This is a genomic window from Bradyrhizobium sp. Arg816, from assembly GCF_029989365.1.
Taxonomy (GTDB): Bacteria; Pseudomonadota; Alphaproteobacteria; order Rhizobiales; family Xanthobacteraceae; genus Bradyrhizobium.
In genome coordinates this window covers 390,977-409,591 of record NZ_JAPRAQ010000001.1, presented here as the reverse complement: position 1 = coordinate 409,591, position 18,615 = coordinate 390,977, and the positions used below count along the sequence as shown (strand labels likewise).

Below are 18,615 nucleotides of genomic sequence, written 5' to 3'. Positions count from 1 at the left end.
TGCCCGCCACCTAGATCTGGTTCTGGCGGATGTTCTCGACCATCTTGGCCAGCACGCGCGCGCAGACCTCGATGTCATCAGGCTCGATGCCTTCGATCAGCTTGTCGTAGTTGCTCGCCATGATTGGCCAGATCTTGCGCAGCAGCGCTTCGCCATCCGTCGTCAAACCCACGACGCGGCGGCGCTGGTCTTCCTCAGCGATCTCGCGCTTGACGAGGCCCGATGACACCATGGACTCGACCATGCGGCTCGCCGTCGACTGCTCGGTCACCGCGAGAACGGCGACCTCGTTGACCGTGAGGGTCTTGTAGATGAACAGGACCGACAGCGTCCGGAACACGACATTGTTGATGCCGTGGTCGCTCAGGTCGCGGTTCTGATCGAGATTCCAGCGATTGGCGAGCCGGTTGAACAGATACGGGATGTAGGTTTGCAGCTGGTCCCTCGTCCTCGGCGGACCCGACTTCCATCTGCTCTTGGATTCTCTGGCCATTATCTCTTGCGACTTTGCTTCTTGCTCTCGGTATGAAGTTTTGAAGAAAGGGATTTCAGTACGGACAGCGCACCGTCCAGCTCCCGGGCCGAGACATTCTCGAGCCGTTTGCCGAGATGCTTCTTGTGGATTTCGGCTGCCTTCCTGAACAGCGCGTCGCCCTTCGGCGTCAGGCGCACGATGAAGGACCGTCGGTCCTCGCTCGACATTTCCCTGCTGATGAGGTCGTCGGCGAGAAGACGCTGCACCAGCCCCGAGACATTGCCGCCGGTGACTTTCAGATTTTGCGACAACTGCCCGAGCGCGAGGCCATCCCGGTAGCGATCGAGCTGGGCCAGCACGTCGAATTTTGCGAGCGACAGGCCGAACTCGGAGTTCAGCATCGAATTCAGCGACGCGAACAGCTCGCCGTGCAGCGACAGCAATTGGAGCCAGAGCCGGGTTTCGATCTGCCCAGGGACGGGAACAATGTTCTCTTTGAGTGCTGCCGGCATTGCATGACCATCGAGTACAAGATGTCTCGTCGATTGGAGGGATTATCGCGGGTCTTTCGCTCCGATTAACAACCTGAGAATCGTAGTCAAGTCGCCTGATCCTGACGTCTTGGGGGTCGAACGGCAATCCACTCCCGCGGCCTCCTCCGATGGAATCATGCAAAAGTCTTGATGGTCTGGATCACGCCGTCGAGCTCCTTGCCGGCGCTGTCCTTCAGTGCGGCTTCCCGCAGGCGGCGCGCCCAATCGGCGGCATCCTCGCGTCGCTCGACCAGCTTGATCGCCGCCAGTGTCCTGTCGAATTTCGACAGCCCGCGGCTGTGGGTATCGGAATAGCCTTTCACGAGGCGTCGGCATTGCAGGATCTCGACACCGAGCTGGTAGTTGGTTGCGACCGCGTCGGTCGCGGCCTTGAGCCATCCGTCCCGATGCGTGGTCTCGACGGCGTGACGCAGCGAGCGGCGTCGCAGGCCGCGTAGTCCGGCCACGACGTAGAGCGTCAGGAACCAGGGCAGCGAGTAGGTCCGCACCCGGCGCCCCCGGTTGACGCGGCGATCGAGCCAGCCGAGCAGGCGCGGCCGTGCGCCGAGCCAGCGGCTGAAGCCCGCGGGCAGCACGCCCATGACCTCCTCCATGCGCGGATGCATGAATTCGGTGGTCTGGAGCACCTGTCCCTCGGACATCTCGAGCTCGCTCTCGATGCGCGCGCGGCGACCGGCGCGCGTCTTCAGGTCGGCCACGCGGATGACGTCGTCATAGGTCATGGCGTTGGCGAGATACTTCGCCGCCACCTCCGTGAAGGCATAGGCGCGCGCACCGCCGCCGGCGTTTCGGTCGGCCGTGTGCAACGTCTTGAGAATGTCGAGATATTCTCCGCCATAGGCGACGTCCTGGAAGTCGACCACCTTTTTCAAGCCGGCGCGGGCCATGGTGAGCGCAGGCTCGGGCAGCTCCTGCTTCAGTCTGGCGATGAGCCCGGCGAGTTCTGGATCGGGCGTGGCGGGAGAGGGGACGTGATCGGCCTGCTTTGATGGCGCTGGCGCTGCGACCTCGGGTGAGCCGGTCTTGACCCGGTCAAACGCGGCTTCAAACGTCTCCACGCTAGCCTTGGCGCCTTTCCCACCTGCGCGGATCACGTCGAGATAGCTGTCGCGGCTGAACGGCAGCACAGCGGCCGCCGCGAGCGCACCGAACATCGCGGCCGAGATGACGCTGCCATGCGCGATCGCCAGCGCGTTCAGATCGAAGATGATCTCGGTCTTGGCGGCAACCCCGATGGCGCCGGTGACGGCGTCGCCGTCGGCGATGCCGTTGCCCGGTGCAATCTTCTCGCCGATGGCAAACGACCGGTGGTTGGATGCGATCAACGTGGTGCGATCCGGCGTCACGAGGCCGCGCAGGATCGATCGCCCAGCCTCCATGAACTCCGCCGCCATCACCACGTCAACGTCGCCGGGCGTCGGCATCAACGACAGGATCGGCTTGCGGCCGTCGAGCGGCGGCATCGTCTCGATATAATAGATCGTGGCGCCGGTGCGCTGGGCGACGCCGGGCACCGAGGTTGATTGCGCGACCCAGCCATGGTTCTCGGCCAGCTGAACGATCCAGTCGGTCAGCACGCCGCCACCCTGGCCACCCATCGCGACGATCGCGATGGAGATTGGCCGCTCGGTCGCCTCGCCGGCGGCGGGGAGGGCCAGCCGGACCGTCTCGTCTCTCATGCCAACGCCTCAAGTGCCGGACGCCGGCGATCACGCCGCCGTTGCAACCAGCCGATCACGGCCATCGCGACCCTGGATTTGAACCTGTCCCAGCCGGTCGGATTGTGAATGACGTCCGCGCGATAGAATGAGGGGCAGAGCACGGCGGCTTCGGCGACCTCGCCGCAATTGCCGCAGCCTACGCAGGAATTGTCGATCGCGGCAACGGGATCGTCGCGCAAGGGATCGTCCAGCTGCTTCACCGAAAGCGACGGGCAGCCCGAGAGCCGGATGCAGGCGTGGTCGCCGGTGCAGACGTCCTCGTCGACACCGAAGCGCTCCTTGACGGTGCGCACTCCGTCCTTGATGGCCTTGTTGATCTGCGGCTTCACGCGGCGCTGCTTGTTCAGCATGCATTCGGAGGAGGCGACGATGACCTTGGGGCCTTCCTCCCTGGTCGTCAGCGCTTCCTTCAGCGTGTCGCGCATCTTGCCGACATCATAGGTGCGGTCGAGCTGGCGCACCCATTGGCCGCCGATGCCCTTCACGGCCTTGACGATCGAATTGTTGGTGTCGCGCCGCTTGTTGATCGCGCGCGAGGACAGGATGTCCTGACCGCCGGTCGCCGAGGTGTAGAAATTGTCGACGATGACAAACACGCCGTCGTGCTTGTTGAACACGGCATTGCCGATGCCGCTGGTCAGTCCGTTGTGCCAGAAGCCGCCGTCGCCCATCACCGCGATCGAGCGTTTGTCGGCCTTGACGTTGAAGGCCGAGGTCGAGGCCGGTCCAAGGCCGAAGCCCATGGTGGTCGCGCCGATATTGAAGGGCGGCAGGATCGAGAACAGATGGCAGCCGATGTCGGCCGAGACATGATGCTGGCCGAGCTCTTCCTCGACGAGCTTCATGGCGGCGAAGATCGGCCGTTCCGGGCAGCCGGTGCAGAGCCCTGGCGGGCGCGCCGGCACAACCTGCTTCAGCTTCTCGACCGCGGGGTGATTGAGCACGGGAACGGCGTCCGGGGCCGGCGGCCGGTTGCCGAGCAGCCGCGGCTCGGTCTTCTCCAGGAAGTCCCTGACGCCGCCGAGCAGAACCTGCGCGGTGTAGTCGCCGCCCATCGGCAGCACGTCCTTGCCATGGATGCGCGCCTGGATGTCCCTGCGGCGCAGCACGGTGTTGATCGCCTGCTCCAGATATTCCGGCTGGCCTTCCTCGACGATCAGGACGGCGTCCTTGTCGACGCAGAACTCCGCGACCTCGGTGTCGATCACGGGGTAGGTGACGTTCATGATGTAGAGCGGAACCTGCGTGTTGCCGTAGGCATCCGACAGCCCGAGATATTGCAGCGCGCGGATCACGTTGTTGTACATGCCGCCCTGCATGATGATGCCGACCTTGCCCTGCTTCGGCCCCATCCATTCATTCAGCTTGTTGTCCCGGATGAAGCCGATCGCCGCGGGCATCCGCGTCCTGATCTTCTCCTGCTCGTGCTCATAGGCGGCCGGCGGCAGCACGATGCGGTTGACGTCGCGCCTGGGGTTGTTGAGCGCGTCCTTGATGGTGTGCGCCGGCTTGACGTTGTCCTTGCAGGCGAAGCTGCCGTGCATGTGACAGGCGCGGACGCGGACCTCGAGCATCACGGGCGTGTTCGAAAATTCGGAGAGCTCAAAACCCTTCTCGATCAGATTGACGATGCATTCATGATCGGGGCGGGGATCGAGCAGCCACATCTGCGACTTCATCGCGAAGGCATGGGTGCGCTCCTGCATGATGGAGGAGCCTTCGCCATAGTCCTCGCCGACGATGATCATGGTGCCGCCGGTGACGCCGCCCGAGGCGAGATTGGCGAGCGCGTCGGAGGCGACGTTGGTGCCGACCGTCGACTTCCACGCCACCGCGCCGCGCAGGGGATACATCACCGAGGCAGACAGCATCGCCGCCGCGGCCGCTTCGTTGGCGGAGCTCTGGAACACGACGCCGAGATCGTCGAGCACGTCCTTGGCGTCGGCGAGCACGTCCATCAGATGCGAGATCGGCGAGCCCTGGTAGCCGCCGACATAGGCGACGCCCGATTGCAGCAGCGCCTTGGTGATGGCGAGGATGCCTTCGCCGCGGAACGTATCGCCATCGCCGAGCCGGAGATCCTCGACTTCGCGAGCAAAAGACCGTTCAGCCATTGCACCCTCCAGAAATATGCGATAGCATACGTTTATATATGAAGTAAGTCAACGCCGCGCCATGCTATCACGCTTGCGGATCTCTGCTCCGGCAAGGCGATCATGAGCCAGCGACAGGGTAGGGCCAATGCTGAAGCTGCCTCGCTTTAGAGCCGCCGCCGTCCAGGCTTCATCTGTCTATCTCAACGCCGGCGCGACAGCGGACAAGGCGGCTTCACTGGTCCGTGAAGCCGCAGCGAATGCACGACATCATCAGGCGCTACAACCGGTTCGACATCTTCGATCTGCGGGTCAATCGCCGTCGGCCGGCGCCGCTTGGCAAATCGGAACGAGAGTTCGGGACGCGTCGCGTCAACAGTGCCAAAGGGCAGGACTTGGAGGATAGGATGCGCGAAAACATCGTCGGTCGGGCCAATGTCGAGGACACCCCCGAGCTCAAGGCCTATTACAAGGACCTCGAAAAGTACGAAGCCGGCGCGCTGTGGACGGTCGCCAACAAGATCGAGCCGTGGGCGCCGCAATCGGCGTCCGTTCCCGTGCTCTGGCGCTACAACGATTTGCGCGAGCACGTGCTGCGCTCGGTCGAGCTGGTCTCGCCGGAGAAGGCGGGGCGGCGGGTGATCTATCTCAACAATCCCGGCCGCCGCGATGTGTCGGCCGCGGTCGGCTGGCTTTATTCGGGGTTGCAGGTGATGCATCCCGGCGAAGTCGCAACCGCGCACGCGCACTCGGCTTCAGCCCTGCGCTTCATCATGGAAGGGGCGGGTGCCTACACCATCGTCGACGGTCACAAGATGACGCTGGGGGCGCGGGATTTCGTGCTCACCCCGAACGGCACCTGGCACGAGCATGGCGTCGAAGCCAACGGCTCGGTCTGCATCTGGCAGGACGGCCTGGACATCCCGCTGGTGAACGCGCTGGAGGCGAATTTTTTCGCGGTCCATCCCAAGGTGCAGCAGGAAGACTCCGGTTATCCCGTGGACGACATGACCAAGACCTGGGGCAATCCCGGGCTTCGTCCGGCGGATTCGAAATGGTCGAAGGGCTATTCGCCCATGTTCAAATACGAGTGGGAGCCGACCTACGAGTCCTTGCGCAAATATGCCGCCGCGACCGACGGTTCGCCCTATGACGGCATTCTCATGAACTACGTCAATCCGATCTCCGGCGGACACGTGATGCAGACGATCGGCGCGAGCATGCAGCTGCTGCGGCCGGGCGAGAAGACGAAGTCGCACCGGCATACCGGCAGCTTCATCTACCAGGTCGCCAAGGGCCGCGGCTATTCGATCATCGCCGGCAAGCGTTTTGAGTGGCAGGAGCGCGACATCTTCTGCGTTCCCTCCTGGGCCTGGCATGAGCACGGCAATGCCTCGGGCAGCGAGGACGCCTGCCTGTTCTGCTTCAACGATCTGCCCGTCATCGAGAGTCTCGGCTTCTACCGGGAAGAGGCCTATGGCGACAACGCCGGCCATCAGCCAGTTGCCGCCTGACGTCCCCACACAGAATTCAACCGAAAGAGCCGGATAAAGCTTCATGCGCCTTGTTACCTACACCTTGGGCTCCAGCGGTGCCCGCCTCGGGGTTCTCGTTGACGGATTGGTCGTGGACGTCGAGCACTTCGGTGCGTCGCACGGCTTTGCATGGCCGAGCGACATGCTGTCGTTCATCGACAACAGTGTGACATTGCTGCCGGCGCTCAGGGACTGCCTGGACGATGCCAATGGACGCTTGCCGGCCGGCTCCGCCGTTCCGGTCGAGGACGTGAAGCTGCAGGCGCCGATCCCGCGTCCGCGCAAGAACATCTTCGGCATCGGGCTGAACTACCGCGCGCATGTGGCGGAGTCCGCCAAGAGCCTGGACACGGACAAGGATCTGCCGAAGCAGCCGGTCGTGTTCTCCAAGCCGCCGACGTCGGTGATCGGCCCCGGCGGCGCGATCCAGCACAATGCGAAGATGACGCAGCGGCTCGACTGGGAAGTCGAGCTCGCCGTCATCATCGGCAAGACTGCGACCCGCATCGCGACCGACAAGGCGATGGACCACGTCTTCGGCTATTCAGTGATGATCGACATCTCCGCGCGCGACAATCGCCGCGCCGGGCAGTGGATCTTCTCCAAGGGCATGGACACCTATGCGCCGTTCGGCCCCTGCATCGTGACCGCGGACGAAATTCCCGACCCGCATGACCTGCGGCTGTGGCTGACCAAGAACGGGGTCATGAAGCAGGACTCCAACACCAAATACATGATCTTCGACATTCCGGTCCTGATATCGGACATTTCATCGGGCATGACACTGGAACCGGGCGACATCATCGCAACGGGAACGCCGGAGGGCGTTGGCGCCGGCAGGACTCCCCAGGAATGGCTGTGGCCGGGCGACGTGGTGGAAGCGGGGGTCGACGGGGTCGGTGTCATCAGGCATCCGGTCGTTGCGATCTGATGACGACGTTCTCGTTCGATCGCGAGCTGAGGTTCGGAGACTGCGATCCCTCGGGGATCGCGTACTTCCCGTCCTACCTGAACATCCTCAACGGTGTCGTCGAAGACTTCTGGGCGAGAATCGGATTTCCATGGCCGGAGCTGATCACGGTCCGGAAGATCGGGACGCCCACGGTGCATCTATCCTGCGACTTTTCCCGGCCATCAATGTTCGGCGATCTCCTGACGTTCAACTTGCGTATCGGCCGCGTCGGCGGATCATCGCTCCATCTGGAGCATGTCGTCTCCGGCGCGAACGGCATGCGCTGGCGCGCCCGCCAGGTCCTTGCGGCGACCTCGCTGGTGGCCCACCATGCGATCCCGTGGCCCGATGACATTCGCGCCGCGCTGATCGCGCATGTGAGCGTCGGCGAGGGCACCGAGGCAACGCCCGCATGATCTCGCTGTTCATGACATTCTCCGATCCGGCCGGCGAACGGCGAATCCATCCTGACGAGGTCGTCGCCGTAGCGGAGCTGGTCGGGTCGATCCCTGACATGACCGAGGGCTTGCTGTTCACGCCGCTCGAACAGTCGGTCGATCATCCCTACAGGGACGATGGCTCCGGCCCGGTGTTTGCGTTTCAACTGCGGTTTCCCGACCTGCTCGCCTGCGAGGCGGCGATGGACCGCGGCGGCATCCTTGCCGGTCTCGCGACGGGGGCCGGACTAGCGATCCTCACCGGCTTGGACGTCACGCACCAGGTGATGCTGACGCGCGCGTTTCCCGTCGACGTCGCCGAACATCCGGCAGGCACGACCACTCCGTGCAGTTACCTCGTGCACTATCCCGGCCCGGCCGAGGATATGAACGCCTGGAACCTGCACTATCTCGAGCATCATCCATCGATCATGCGAACCTTCCCTGATGTCCGCCAGATCGAGATCTACACCCGGATCGATTGGGTCGACCGGCTGCCGTCGCGGCGGGTCGAGCACATGCAGCGCAACAAGCTGGTGTTCGACAGCCCGCAAGCCCTCGCGCACGCGCTCGGCTCCGACGTGATCAAGCGCATGCGCGCGGACTTCGTCCAGTTCCCGCCATTCGCAGGCGGCAACAAGCATTTTCCGATGCTGACGCGGGTGGTTAGGTCTAGGCCTCAGAGAGCCGCCTGACGACGAGCCGATCGCACCGCCGCTTCGGGCCAAAAGCCGCCATCCCCGCCAATGCGGTTTGTCCTTATCGGGCCCCCCGGGCGATGTCCGAGACCGTATCGCGTCGTATCAGCGCCGACATCCTGATGCTAGATTTCACGACGGCGGGGAGCACCTGCTTCCTGCTTCAGACCGAACAGGAGGACGACATGCCTGATAGCGTCTACAAGGTCATTGAACTGATCGGTACCAGCAGCGACTCATGGGAGAAGGCGGCCGCCAATGCGGTCCAGCAAGCCGCAAAATCTCTCCGGGATCTTCGCATTGCAGAGGTCGTCAAACTCGATGTGCAACTGGATGAGAAGGGCAACGTAGAGGCCTATCGCGCCAAGCTCAACGTCTCGTTCAAGTTCGAGGGGACCTGAGCCTCGGCACCTCGCCCCCGCTTGCGGGGCGAGGTTGGCTCGCTGGAGAAAGGCGCGCGGCCATCCGGGAAGCAGCGCCCTGGTCCAACCGGGACCCGGTTGCTTTGATGCGTAGGGCGGGAACTGCAACGCGTGGTGACCTCATGTACATCGTCATTCGCAAGTACACCAAGGTTCGTTCGGTTGCGGACGCTGCTCGCCGCGCCAAGAGCGGCGTCGGTCAGATCCTGAGGCAAACGCACGGATTCAGATCTTACTACGTGCTGGATGGGGGCGACGGCGTCGGTGTCGCCGTGATGATGTTCGAGGACCGCGAAAGCGCCAATGCAGCGAACGCCAGGATAATGGAGTTTATTCAAGCAAGTCTGCATGACCTCGATCTCGGGGATCCCGAAATCACTGCCGGCGAGGTGTTGGTAAATATAGAACCTGAGGCGTCCTCGGCATGAAGTATTCGTAAGCGCCGATGCTTTTCGAGGAGTAACAACAACATGAGGCAACACGATTTCGAAGCAGTTTTCATCACGGCGATCGTCTGGACGCCGCTCGCAGCTATGGACGCCGCGATGCCGCCCCGAGATCCTGATGAAGACGAGGAGGACGACGAAGACGACGAAGAGGAGGATGAAGCCGACGAACCGGCAGTCGTACGCGAGCCGGATGAAGACTAGGTCGTGAACCCATAAAGTGAAGAGGTGAGGCGCTGCATGATGCCGAGTACTCGGCGCGCCTTGTGCAGATCGTGTCAGAGCGATAGCAGTATGCGTGGAAATCTCGCTCCTGCGAATTAAGGCACTAAAGCCAGCGTAAGGACGCTCAATCATGCTCACTGTCTATGGCGAAGGTCGTGGGTTCCGTGTCGTTTGGCTGCTCGAGGAATTGGGAGTGGCTTATCGGCTGCGCCCGGTCGATCTGTTCGCGGTCGAGAATGATCCTGATTTTCTTGCGATCAACCCCGCCGGCTTTATCCCGGCGCTGCAGGACGGCGAGATGATCATGGTCGAATCGATCGCGATCCTCGAATACCTGCTCGCCCGCCACGGCCCGAGCCCGCTCGCCGTCGCCCCGGATGATCCGGCTTTCGCCGCCTATCTGCAATTCCTCCATTTGGGAGAGGCTGGGCTCGCCGGACCAATGAACGCCGTCATCGTTGGTCGCGCACTCGCCCCCGAAGCGGAGCGAAACGCCCGGGTCACATGCTGGGCACTGGAGACCTTTCATAGCCGGCTGGGATTGGTCATCCAGCGTCTCGCAAGCCGTCCATTTCTCGCCGGAGACCGGTTCACTGCTGCTGACATTTCAGTGAGCTACGCTCTCCTGCTTGGTCTGCGAACCGGCAACTATACCCCGGGTTCAGTCGAGCGTGCTTATCTCGCCCGCACCACGACACGCCCCGCCTACGCCCGGGCGATGGAAATCTGCCAAGCCACCAAAGGCTGGGCGGAGCGATCACCGAAATTGTAGAGCCAGGTCGTGAATCCATGGAAGGGATTCCCACGAGCGGCCTGGACTAGCCAGAGTCGGCCAGTCCGCGCTATAATCTCTCATGGGCTGGGATGCGAAAGACGTAGCGCTGCTCAAAAGGCTCTGGGCCGCAGGACAGAGTGCGGCACAGATTGCGCGCCGTCTCGGGTATAGCCGTAACGCGGTCTGCGGGATGCTGACCCGTTCGGGCTTGAAGCGTGGCCACAAGCCGCCAACAGCAAGACCCAAGATCAGGCCGCCCCCGAAGCTAAGGCCGGCGTCGTCGGCCGCCTTGGTACGTCGAGTAGAAAAGAAGGTGTCGCGGAGCACCGCAGAGAAGCAGCAGCCCAAGGAATTCAGCAAGCAGCAGCTGTATGCCATTCTCGCCGAGGCGGTCAGGAACACTGGCTAAGCGCTGACCACGAAGGCCGTTGCGCTCCGCGTCCTACTGCAGCGTCCGCTTGAAGAAGGCGACGATGTCGTGATCGAAGCGCTCATGAAACGCAGCGCGGTCGAAGCCCGGCTTGCTTGTGCAGATTGCAGGCATGCGGTTTGCCAGGTCCGCAGAGCACGGCTTCAGAAAGTCGTAGTGCCCGGCGTCAGCCACGACGTGCGTCTCCGGTGGCGTCGGCAAGGCGAGCCGAACGGCTTCCGCATAATAGGGGTGTGGCAGCACTTGATCATCCTCGGCCCGCCACAGCTGCACCGGCTGGAGGACCGCCGCTAGACCGTTGGTCCCGAAGGCAAAACCGAGAGCGGGCGCGGCGGAGACCACCGCCTTGATTCGCGGATCGTGGGTCCAGACGATATCGGTATCCGGCAGCGACGGGTGCTCTTGAATGATCTGACAGTCTTCGAAGGCGGGATGCGCCTTGCAGTGACGCGGGAGGGTCCGAAGGTCCGGCTCGCCACCGGCGGCCGCTAGCACCGTCAAGCCGCCAGCCGAGAAGCCGAACGCGCCAACGCGATTGGCATCGAGGCGCCCGTGGTCGCTCCACGCGCCCAGCATGTAATCCGTGAGCAGCTTCAATTGCCGTGGCCGTTCCCAGATTGCGGTAGGACGGCTTTGGTCGCGCCAGCTGTCGCCATTATGCGTAAGAGCGGCGACGACGAACCCTGCATTGGCCAGGGCCGTGGCGGTGTCGAGGTGCCCGGCATAGGAGCCTCCGTGACCGTGCGATATGACCACCAGCGGCAGACCGGTGCCCTCAACCGGCGCGTCGCGGGCGACCATCTGCTGATCGGTCTCGACCGCCGCCAGCTTCGGGGTCATCGTGGTCGGATACCAGACGCCCACCTCGATAGGTGGGCCTTGCGGATCGTCGATGCTGAAATGCCGGAACCCGACCGCGGCGTCGGCCTGGCCGGCGGTGACCGCGATGAGTACGGCGAAAAAATATGCAATCGTGTAGCGCATGGGAACCTCTCGGCGAGTGAGACGCCAAGGATCCAGCAAACGGCACAGGCCGGCGCCAGCAATTGTTCACCAACGGGCGAATGGGTTCGCCGGCGGGCAAACCGCCACTATAATGGCCTTATGAGTGAAGCGCGCCGGAGTGACTTTCTGCGGGATTGGGTCGTTGACCTCGCGATCGCGAGCGTCTGCGCCATCTTTTTCGGCCTGATCGGACCGTTTGGTAGCTATCTGAACGGACCGACCTGGCAGCGCGTGGTGTTTCAACTCGCCTGTTTCTTACCAGGAATCCTCCTTTTCGGATCGCTGATCCGGGTGGTACTGCGGCTCCGCCTGAACCCGGCGATGACCTGGATGTCGATCTTCCTCGGCGTCGTCATCCTGAACGCGCCATTCCAGATCTGGGTCGTGTCGATCGCCGTATCGATATGGCCTTTCCTGAAAATCTTGCGACCACTCGATTGGTACTTGCAGGGGCTCGTCACCGCCTTGCCGATTGTGCTGGGTTTCACCCTTCTTATGCAGGCCCGGTTACATCGCCGACAGCAGGCCAAGGAAGCCGGCGAAGCGCCGCCAACTGCTTTCGGGCTACTCGGTGCGCCACCTTCCGCGGTGCTTTGCCTGCAGATGGAGGACCACTATGTACGCGTCCATACCGCCGGCAACTCTCGCCTTGTCCTGGCAACGCTCAACCAGGCGATGATGGCGCTCGAAAATGCCGATGGCCTGCAGGTGCATCGCTCCTGGTGGGTCGCGAGGAAGGCGGTTGTGCGGGCCGTTACCGAGGGCCGCAATCTGCGACTGCAACTCGTCAATGGAATCACGGCCCCCGTCGCCCGGTCAGCCGTCGCCATCGTGCGGGAGGCGGGCTGGTTGACGAACGAGAGCTCGACGGCGGGCCGCAGCACCGAAACAGAAATATTGTCCTTATGACGCGCTGACCGGATAGTTCGACGGCCCTTGCCCACTGCCCGGATCAACGTTTAAGCTGATTTCCTGGCGCGGTTCCCTGATCTGATGCTGAGATTTTCTTAGGATTACTCAACCGGCGGGGCAGGCCGTGATGGCGGAGCAAAGCCTACGAGCCGTCTATGAGTCGAACGGGTGGGAGATTGATCTTACCCAGCGTGAGTTGCGGTCCCGAGGTGTTGCCGTTCCGATCGGGAACCGTGCATTCGAGATTCTGGAGATTCTGGTTCAGTCGGGCGGCGAGCTTGTCAACAAGCGCGACCTGATAGATCAGGTGTGGCCGGTTGCGACGGTCGAAGAAAACACGCTGCAGATTCATATATCCGCCATTCGCAAGGCGCTCGGCGCAGATCGCGAGTTGTTGAAGACGGTGTCCGGCCGCGGCTATCACCTGCGCGGCATCTGGACCATGCGGCCAGCAACCGGACCGGGACATCCACTCTACCTGAACGAAAGTGCGTCGGCGCAGCCATTAGCGTCGACCAACCTGCCGCAGCCGGTTTCGGCGTTGATCGGCCGCACCGCCGAGGTCGGGGAAATCTCGAAGCTCGTCCGTGCCGGCCGGCTCGTCACCCTGACCGGGGCGGGGGGGATCGGCAAGACACGGCTCGCGCTCGCGGTCGCCCGTGAACTGCTGCCGCATTTTCCAGAGGGCGTGTGGCTGGTCGAGTTCTCGCCGCTCGCCGATCCCAGTCTGGTTCCGATAGCGCTCGCTGCCGCGATCGGGCTCAAGTTCGGCGGAGGTGAAATTTCGACGCAGCGCGTGGCGCTGGCACTGGCGGCGCGGCGCTTGTTGGTGGTGTTGGACACCTGCGAGCATGTGATCGACGCCGCAGCGAGGATGGCTGAGGGCGTGCTGCGAGCCGGATCCTCGGCTCAGATCATCGCAACCAGCCGGGAGCCGCTCCGGGCCGAGGGGGAGCAGGTCTACTGGGTGCAGCCGCTCTCGATTCCGACGGAGGCCTCGGATGATCTCCTGAAATACGGCGCCGTCAGACTGTTCATCGAACGTGCGCGAGCAACCGAGCCAGGGGCGGTTCTGGATGGCCAGCGGGCAAAGACGATCGCGGCGATCTGCCGGCGTCTTGATGGCATACCGCTCGCGATTGAAATGGCGGCGGCACGTGTCACGGCTCTCGGTGTCGAAGAACTCGCCGCTCACCTTGACGATCGGTTTCAGCCGCTGACCGGAGGTTGGCGGACGGCGCTGCCGCGTCACCAAACTCTGCGGGCGACTTTCGATTGGAGCTACGAGCTGCTCACTGAGCCTGAGCTGGTGCTCCTCCGTCGGCTCGCGGTCTTCGCAGGCGCCATCGACCTGGAGGCGATCTGCGCGGTGGTAACGGACGCCGGGATCGCTTTGCCGGACGTGGTCGATGGAATTTCCAGCCTGGTTTCGAAGTCGCTGGTCGTGGCGGAAATCGATGCCACCGCGGCGCGCTACCGCTTATTGGATACGACCCATACTTATGCCCTCGAAAAGCTTGACGAGAGCGGGGAACGGGAACGGCTCGCGCGCCGCCATGCCGAGTATTACCGGGACTTGTTCGAGCGGGCTGAAGCGGAGCTGGAGATGCGCCCCACGGTCGACTGGATGGGCGACTACGGACGGCACATCGACAACCTGCGCGCGGCGCTGGGTTGGGCCTTCTCACCCGGCGGTGACGTGCAGATTGGCGCGGGGCTGACCGCGGCCGCCGTGCCCCTATGCATCCATTCGTCGTTGCTGGAGGAATGCCGAGGCCGCGTGGAGCGGGCGATCGCCGCCCTTGGGGCTACCGTCAATGGCGACGCGCGCCTCGAGATGAAGCTGCATACTGCGCTCGGTACGACCCTGATATTTGTCACCGACGCGAAAATTCCCGCGCTCGGCGGAGCCTGGACAAGGGCGCTGGAGCTTGCAGAGAGGCTTGACGATGTCGAGCATCAATTGCGGTCGCTGTTGGGCCTGTGGTTCTTTCACCGGGTTGCCGGCCGACTTCGCGCCTCCTTGACCGCCGCGCAACGATTCAGCGCCCTTGCGGCAAGCCGGTCAAATTCCAACGATCGGCTGATCGGTGAGCGATTGATCGGCATCTCGCAGCAATGCCTCGGCGATCAACCAAGCGCGCGGTATCACCTCGAACGCATGCTCGCGCACTATGTTCCTCCCGTCCAAACGTCGCGGATCAGCCGTTTCCGGAGCAACCAGCGGGTGACCGCCGGCGCCTTTCTGGGCCGGACCCTATGGCTGCAGGGATTTCCGGATCGCGCAATGCGCATCGCCGAAACATACCTGCATGAGGCATCTGCCAGCAGACACGTCAACTCGGTGTGCTACATCGTCGCCAACGCAGCATGCCCGATCGCGCTGTGGAGCGGCCATATGGATGTCGCAGACCATTATGTGACAAGGCTGATCGACCTTTCGACCAGGCATTCGCTGATGCGCTATGTCGCCTTTGCCCGCAGCCATCAAGGACTGCTTGCGATCAGGCGCGGAGATACCGCCGGCGGATTGCCGCTGCTGCGGTCAGGCATCGACGAACTCGGCGACGAAGTCAACGCATCGCACCGCTATTTCCTGTTCGTTGGTGAGATGGCGGAAGGCTTGGGGCGCGTCGGGCAAGTGGGCGAAGGACTTTCGGTGGTGCACGATGCGATCGCGCGCGCGGAGGAGACCGAAGAACGCTTGAGCATCGCCGAGCTGCAGCGCATCAAGGGCGAACTGCTGCTGTTGCAAGGTGCGCCCGGCGCTGCGGCAACGGCCGAGGATCAGTTTTACCTGGCGATGAAGTGGGCGTGCCTGCAAGGCGCTCTGTCCTGGGAACTACGCGGCGCCACAAGCTTGGCGCAGTTGTTTCGCGATCAGGGCCGACCGGCTGAAGCGAAGGCGCTGCTGCAACCGATTTACGACCGGTTTACCGAAGGTCTCGACACCGCCGACCTTAAGCGAGCAAAAGGCCTTTTGCGTGATCTCGGTTGAGCCAATCTCCGTTCTTTGGGGAGCGCAGGTCAGCGTCAGCGCCAGGCCCAGCAGGCTCACTCCCATCAGCCCGAACGAGATGAGCACTGCTGGCTTGCGGCGATAAGGTCGCAAAACGATGTAGACAGCAACAGCTCGCTTACATTTTCCTCACTGGCAGCTTATTCTAGGGGTTTCAGAGGTGGCTCCTGAGAGGGAATGCAGCTTGCGTTTTCTTTTTGAGGATTACGCATTGGATACCGACAGGCGCGAACTGCAGCGCGCAACGGACGTGATCGTTGTCGCACCCCAGGTGTTCGATCTGCTTGAATACCTGATCCGAAACAGAGAGCGCGTCGTCAGCAAGGACGACCTCATCAACGCCGTTTGGAAGGGGCGCATCGTCTCGGATGCTGCGCTGACGACTCGCCTCAATGCCGCCCGGAGCGCAATCGGCGACACGGGCGAGAGACAGCACTTGATCAAAACATTGCCGCGCAAAGGTTTCCGCTTCGTTGGTGCAGTGCAGGAAGACCGGAGGCCCGCAAATCAGGCGGTGGACCCAGTCGAGCGCACTGGCGACGCACCGCCGCGCCTATCCATCGTCGTGCTGCCCTTCGCAAACCTGAGCGGTGATCGCGAGCAGGACTATTTCGTGGATGGTGTAACCGAGAGTCTGACCACGGACTTGTCGCGCATCGCTGGTTCATTTGTCATCGCACGGCACAGCGCCGTCTCATACAAGGATAGAGCAGTCGATGTACGGCAAGTCGGCCGCGAATTAAACGTTCGCTACGTGCTCGAAGGCTCAGTGCAACGCAGCGGCAAGCGACTTCGGATGAATGTTCAGCTGATCGATGCCAGGAGCGGCCAGCATCTTTGGGCCGAGCGCTTCGAGAAGCCTGTCGTCGACCTGTTCGATATGCAGGACGAAATCGTGTCGAGGCTCGCCGGTACATTAGGTGCCCAGCTCATCGAGGCTGAGGCGCGACGAGCCGAGCGTACGCTGCATCCCGATGCGATGGACTTGTGCTTCCAGGGCCGGGCCTGGTTGATGAAGGGGATTAGCCTTGAATGCGTTACGCAAGCGCGGGGCTTCTTCGAACGCTCGCTGGAGTTCGATTCCGGCAACGTCGAAGCAATGATTGGTCTGGCAAATGTTGATACGGTAGTTGGAGGTAGCTTTACGACGGATGATGGGCCCGCGCGGCTTGCGGCGGCCGAGGCGATGGTGAACAAGGTGTTGTCGATTAGGCCGAACAGTGCCTCAGCCCACATGGCTCGGGGTTGGGTCCAGACCTTTACGAACCGGGCCGCCCAAGGCATCCGTGAGTTCGAACATGCGTTGGCGCTGGCTCCGAATTTGGTCAACGCTCATGCTGCCCTTGGTTTCGCCAAATCCTACATAGGTCGCGCTACCGAGACCGAAGGCCATATACTCGAAGCTTTACGGCTCTCTCCTCGCGACGTTTTCGCCTACCAGTGGGCGTGTTTTGCGGGCGTGGCCAAGCTGCTGCTTGGTTCAGACGTCGAAGCCGTCAGTTGGCTGCGACGAAGCACCGAGGCGAACCGTAACTTTCATCTCGCTCATATATCGCTCGCCGCTGCCTTGGCCTTGACCGGCGCGCTCGATGAGGCGCGAACTGCTGCGAGAACGGGACTTGCGCTCAACTCAGGTTTCACCATTCGTCGCTTGCTCGCAGCTCAACAAAGCGACAATCCAATTTACCTTGCCGGGCTGCAGCGCTTGTGTGAAGGCTGGCGCCTCGCTGGCGTGCCGGAAGGGTGATGAGCGCTTCCGGTCAGAAGCCGACTTCAGCGCGTTCCCGCCCTACGTCGGCTTTGGGTCAAAGTGCGAAGAACTCGGCCTGAGCAAAACCAGTCCGCTTCCACCCACGAAGCGGACCTCAGTAAGACGGTTCGCCACTTAGCTGATGAGCCAGCAGCGTTGCATGGGACGCCAGAGGGCGATGCCCCAGGGTCGGCACTGGGCTGATCTGTGCTAGGCTTCTTCAACACATGGTTGGTTTTGGCGGAGGCGATTGTGAGGCGACGTGAGTTCATCGCGCTCCTCGGCGGCGCGGCGGCAATCCGACCACTCGGCGCGCATCCGGAGCGTCCGCCAGAGCGCATCCTCTATTTCACATACTCCGCCGGCTACCGGCATGACGTCATACCGCTTTCTAAGGCAATCGTGACCCAGCTCGGAAGCAATTCGGGTGTCTTTGAAGTCACTACAACGGAAGACACGTCTGAATTTTCAACCGAAAACCTCGAGCGCTACGCAGCGGTGATGTTCTACACGTCAGGAGAACTTCCGATGAGCGACGCGCAAAAGAGAGCTCTTCTCAACTTTGTGCGCTCGGGCCGCGGGTTCCTTGGCGTTCATTCGGCGACGGACACATTCTACACTTGGCCGGACTATCTCGATCTGGTCGGTGGCTACTTTAATGGTCATCCTTGGCATCAGGCCGTGAAGATCGAGGTGGTTGATCCTGGCGATCCCCTGGTGGCTTTCCTTGGGAATTCGTTGCAAGTCGAGGACGAGATCTACCAAATCAGCGACTTCGACTATCGTGGATCACACGTGCTTCTGCGCCTCGACCCAAGCTCGGTGGACCTTGGCAAGACCGGCGTACATCAACGATTCTATGGCTGGCCTCTCATCTGGACCCGATTCTATGGCGAGGGACGAGTATTTTATTCGGCGCTAGGCCACGAGCCGTCAGTTTGGCAGGACGCCCGCTACCAGCGAATCCTCACGAACGCTATCCTCTGGTCGATGCGAAGGTCGCCCTAGTAGACGCCGCGGCACTTCGCATTTGCGCCACCGCCGGATTCGTCGGCAGGTCGCCGTGCCAGAGGTTCGGACCGTCCTGGTCTGCGACTTCCGCTCCGGGTCAAATTGCGAAGAACTCAGAGCGAGCAAAATCGGTCCGCTCCACCCCACCAAGCGGA

Annotated in this window: 18 protein-coding genes; 13 read left to right on the top strand and 5 right to left on the bottom strand. The window is 62.4% G+C overall.

The features are described 5' to 3' along the window. Positions 1 to 10 precede the first annotated feature (10 nt). From OWC48_RS01940 to OWC48_RS01925, 4 genes are all read right to left on the bottom strand, one after another. Positions 11 to 493 (bottom strand): MarR family winged helix-turn-helix transcriptional regulator, encoded by a 483-nt coding sequence (locus OWC48_RS01940; RefSeq protein WP_282518412.1) that lies wholly within the window; start codon positions 491 to 493, stop codon positions 11 to 13. Then, complete coding sequence (locus OWC48_RS01935) at positions 493 to 987, bottom strand: MarR family winged helix-turn-helix transcriptional regulator (RefSeq protein ID WP_282518411.1); 495 nt, start codon at positions 985 to 987, stop codon at positions 493 to 495. The genes OWC48_RS01940 and OWC48_RS01935 overlap by 1 nt, the downstream gene beginning before the upstream one ends. Positions 988 to 1,142: 155 nt before the next feature. After that, a complete protein-coding gene (locus OWC48_RS01930) occupies positions 1,143 to 2,708 on the bottom strand; it encodes an indolepyruvate oxidoreductase subunit beta family protein (RefSeq protein WP_282518410.1) in 1,566 nt (521 codons plus the stop codon). Beyond that, a complete protein-coding gene (locus OWC48_RS01925) occupies positions 2,705 to 4,864 on the bottom strand; it encodes an indolepyruvate ferredoxin oxidoreductase subunit alpha (protein ID WP_282518409.1) in 2,160 nt (719 codons plus the stop codon). The genes OWC48_RS01930 and OWC48_RS01925 overlap by 4 nt, the downstream gene beginning before the upstream one ends. Before the next feature lie 386 nt (positions 4,865 to 5,250). Here OWC48_RS01925 and OWC48_RS01920 point away from each other — a divergent pair, with 386 nt between their 5' ends. The 9 genes from OWC48_RS01920 (at position 5,251) to OWC48_RS01880 (ending at position 10,742) form a co-directional block, all read left to right on the top strand. Continuing rightward, positions 5,251 to 6,357, top strand: a complete 1,107-nt coding sequence (locus OWC48_RS01920; RefSeq protein WP_282518408.1) for a cupin domain-containing protein — start codon at positions 5,251 to 5,253, stop codon at positions 6,355 to 6,357. A gap of 43 nt (positions 6,358 to 6,400) precedes the next feature. Next, entirely contained in the window at positions 6,401 to 7,309 is a 909-nt protein-coding gene (locus OWC48_RS01915; protein ID WP_282518407.1) for a fumarylacetoacetate hydrolase family protein, read from the top strand. Next, positions 7,309 to 7,746: a thioesterase family protein gene (locus OWC48_RS01910; protein WP_282518406.1), complete on the top strand. Its 438-nt coding sequence runs from the start codon at positions 7,309 to 7,311 to the stop codon at positions 7,744 to 7,746. Before OWC48_RS01915 ends, OWC48_RS01910 begins: the two co-directional genes overlap by 1 nt. Next, on the top strand, positions 7,743 to 8,462 hold the full coding sequence (locus tag OWC48_RS01905) for a hypothetical protein (protein WP_282518405.1): 720 nt from the start codon (positions 7,743 to 7,745) through the stop codon (positions 8,460 to 8,462). The genes OWC48_RS01910 and OWC48_RS01905 overlap by 4 nt, the downstream gene beginning before the upstream one ends. Positions 8,463 to 8,545: 83 nt before the next feature. Beyond that, positions 8,546 to 8,866, top strand: coding sequence for a dodecin family protein (locus tag OWC48_RS01900; RefSeq protein ID WP_282518404.1), 321 nt, complete (start codon positions 8,546 to 8,548; stop codon positions 8,864 to 8,866). 143 nt (positions 8,867 to 9,009) lie between these two features. Beyond that, the gene (locus OWC48_RS01895) at positions 9,010 to 9,315 is read left to right on the top strand and encodes a hypothetical protein (RefSeq protein WP_282518403.1); all 306 of its coding nucleotides are present in this window, start codon (positions 9,010 to 9,012) and stop codon (positions 9,313 to 9,315) included. Between the two features lie 42 nt (positions 9,316 to 9,357). Then, positions 9,358 to 9,537 carry a hypothetical protein gene (locus OWC48_RS01890; protein ID WP_282518402.1) on the top strand — a complete coding sequence of 60 codons (180 nt, stop codon included), beginning with the start codon at positions 9,358 to 9,360 and terminating at the stop codon, positions 9,535 to 9,537. Positions 9,538 to 9,688: 151 nt separating this feature from the next. Further along, positions 9,689 to 10,330 (top strand): glutathione S-transferase family protein, encoded by a 642-nt coding sequence (locus OWC48_RS01885; protein WP_282518401.1) that lies wholly within the window; start codon positions 9,689 to 9,691, stop codon positions 10,328 to 10,330. Between the two features lie 82 nt (positions 10,331 to 10,412). Continuing rightward, a complete protein-coding gene (locus OWC48_RS01880; protein ID WP_282518400.1) occupies positions 10,413 to 10,742 on the top strand; it encodes a GcrA family cell cycle regulator in 330 nt (109 codons plus the stop codon). 33 nt (positions 10,743 to 10,775) lie between these two features. On the opposite strand, the gene OWC48_RS01875 is transcribed toward OWC48_RS01880, so the two are convergent. Further along, entirely contained in the window at positions 10,776 to 11,747 is a 972-nt protein-coding gene (locus OWC48_RS01875) for a prolyl oligopeptidase family serine peptidase (protein ID WP_282518399.1), read from the bottom strand. A 120-nt stretch (positions 11,748 to 11,867) separates the two neighbouring features. Here OWC48_RS01875 and OWC48_RS01870 point away from each other — a divergent pair, with 120 nt between their 5' ends. The 4 genes from OWC48_RS01870 (at position 11,868) to OWC48_RS01855 (ending at position 18,457) form a co-directional block, all read left to right on the top strand. Beyond that, a complete protein-coding gene (locus OWC48_RS01870) occupies positions 11,868 to 12,677 on the top strand; it encodes a LytTR family DNA-binding domain-containing protein (RefSeq protein WP_282518398.1) in 810 nt (269 codons plus the stop codon). Positions 12,678 to 12,807: 130 nt separating this feature from the next. Further along, complete coding sequence (locus tag OWC48_RS01865; RefSeq protein ID WP_282518397.1) at positions 12,808 to 15,678, top strand: winged helix-turn-helix domain-containing protein; 2,871 nt, start codon at positions 12,808 to 12,810, stop codon at positions 15,676 to 15,678. 205 nt (positions 15,679 to 15,883) lie between these two features. After that, positions 15,884 to 17,446: a winged helix-turn-helix domain-containing protein gene (locus OWC48_RS01860; protein ID WP_282518396.1), complete on the top strand. Its 1,563-nt coding sequence runs from the start codon at positions 15,884 to 15,886 to the stop codon at positions 17,444 to 17,446. Positions 17,447 to 17,701: 255 nt separating this feature from the next. Further along, positions 17,702 to 18,457 carry a ThuA domain-containing protein gene (locus OWC48_RS01855; RefSeq protein WP_282518395.1) on the top strand — a complete coding sequence of 252 codons (756 nt, stop codon included), beginning with the start codon at positions 17,702 to 17,704 and terminating at the stop codon, positions 18,455 to 18,457. Positions 18,458 to 18,615 lie beyond the last annotated feature (158 nt).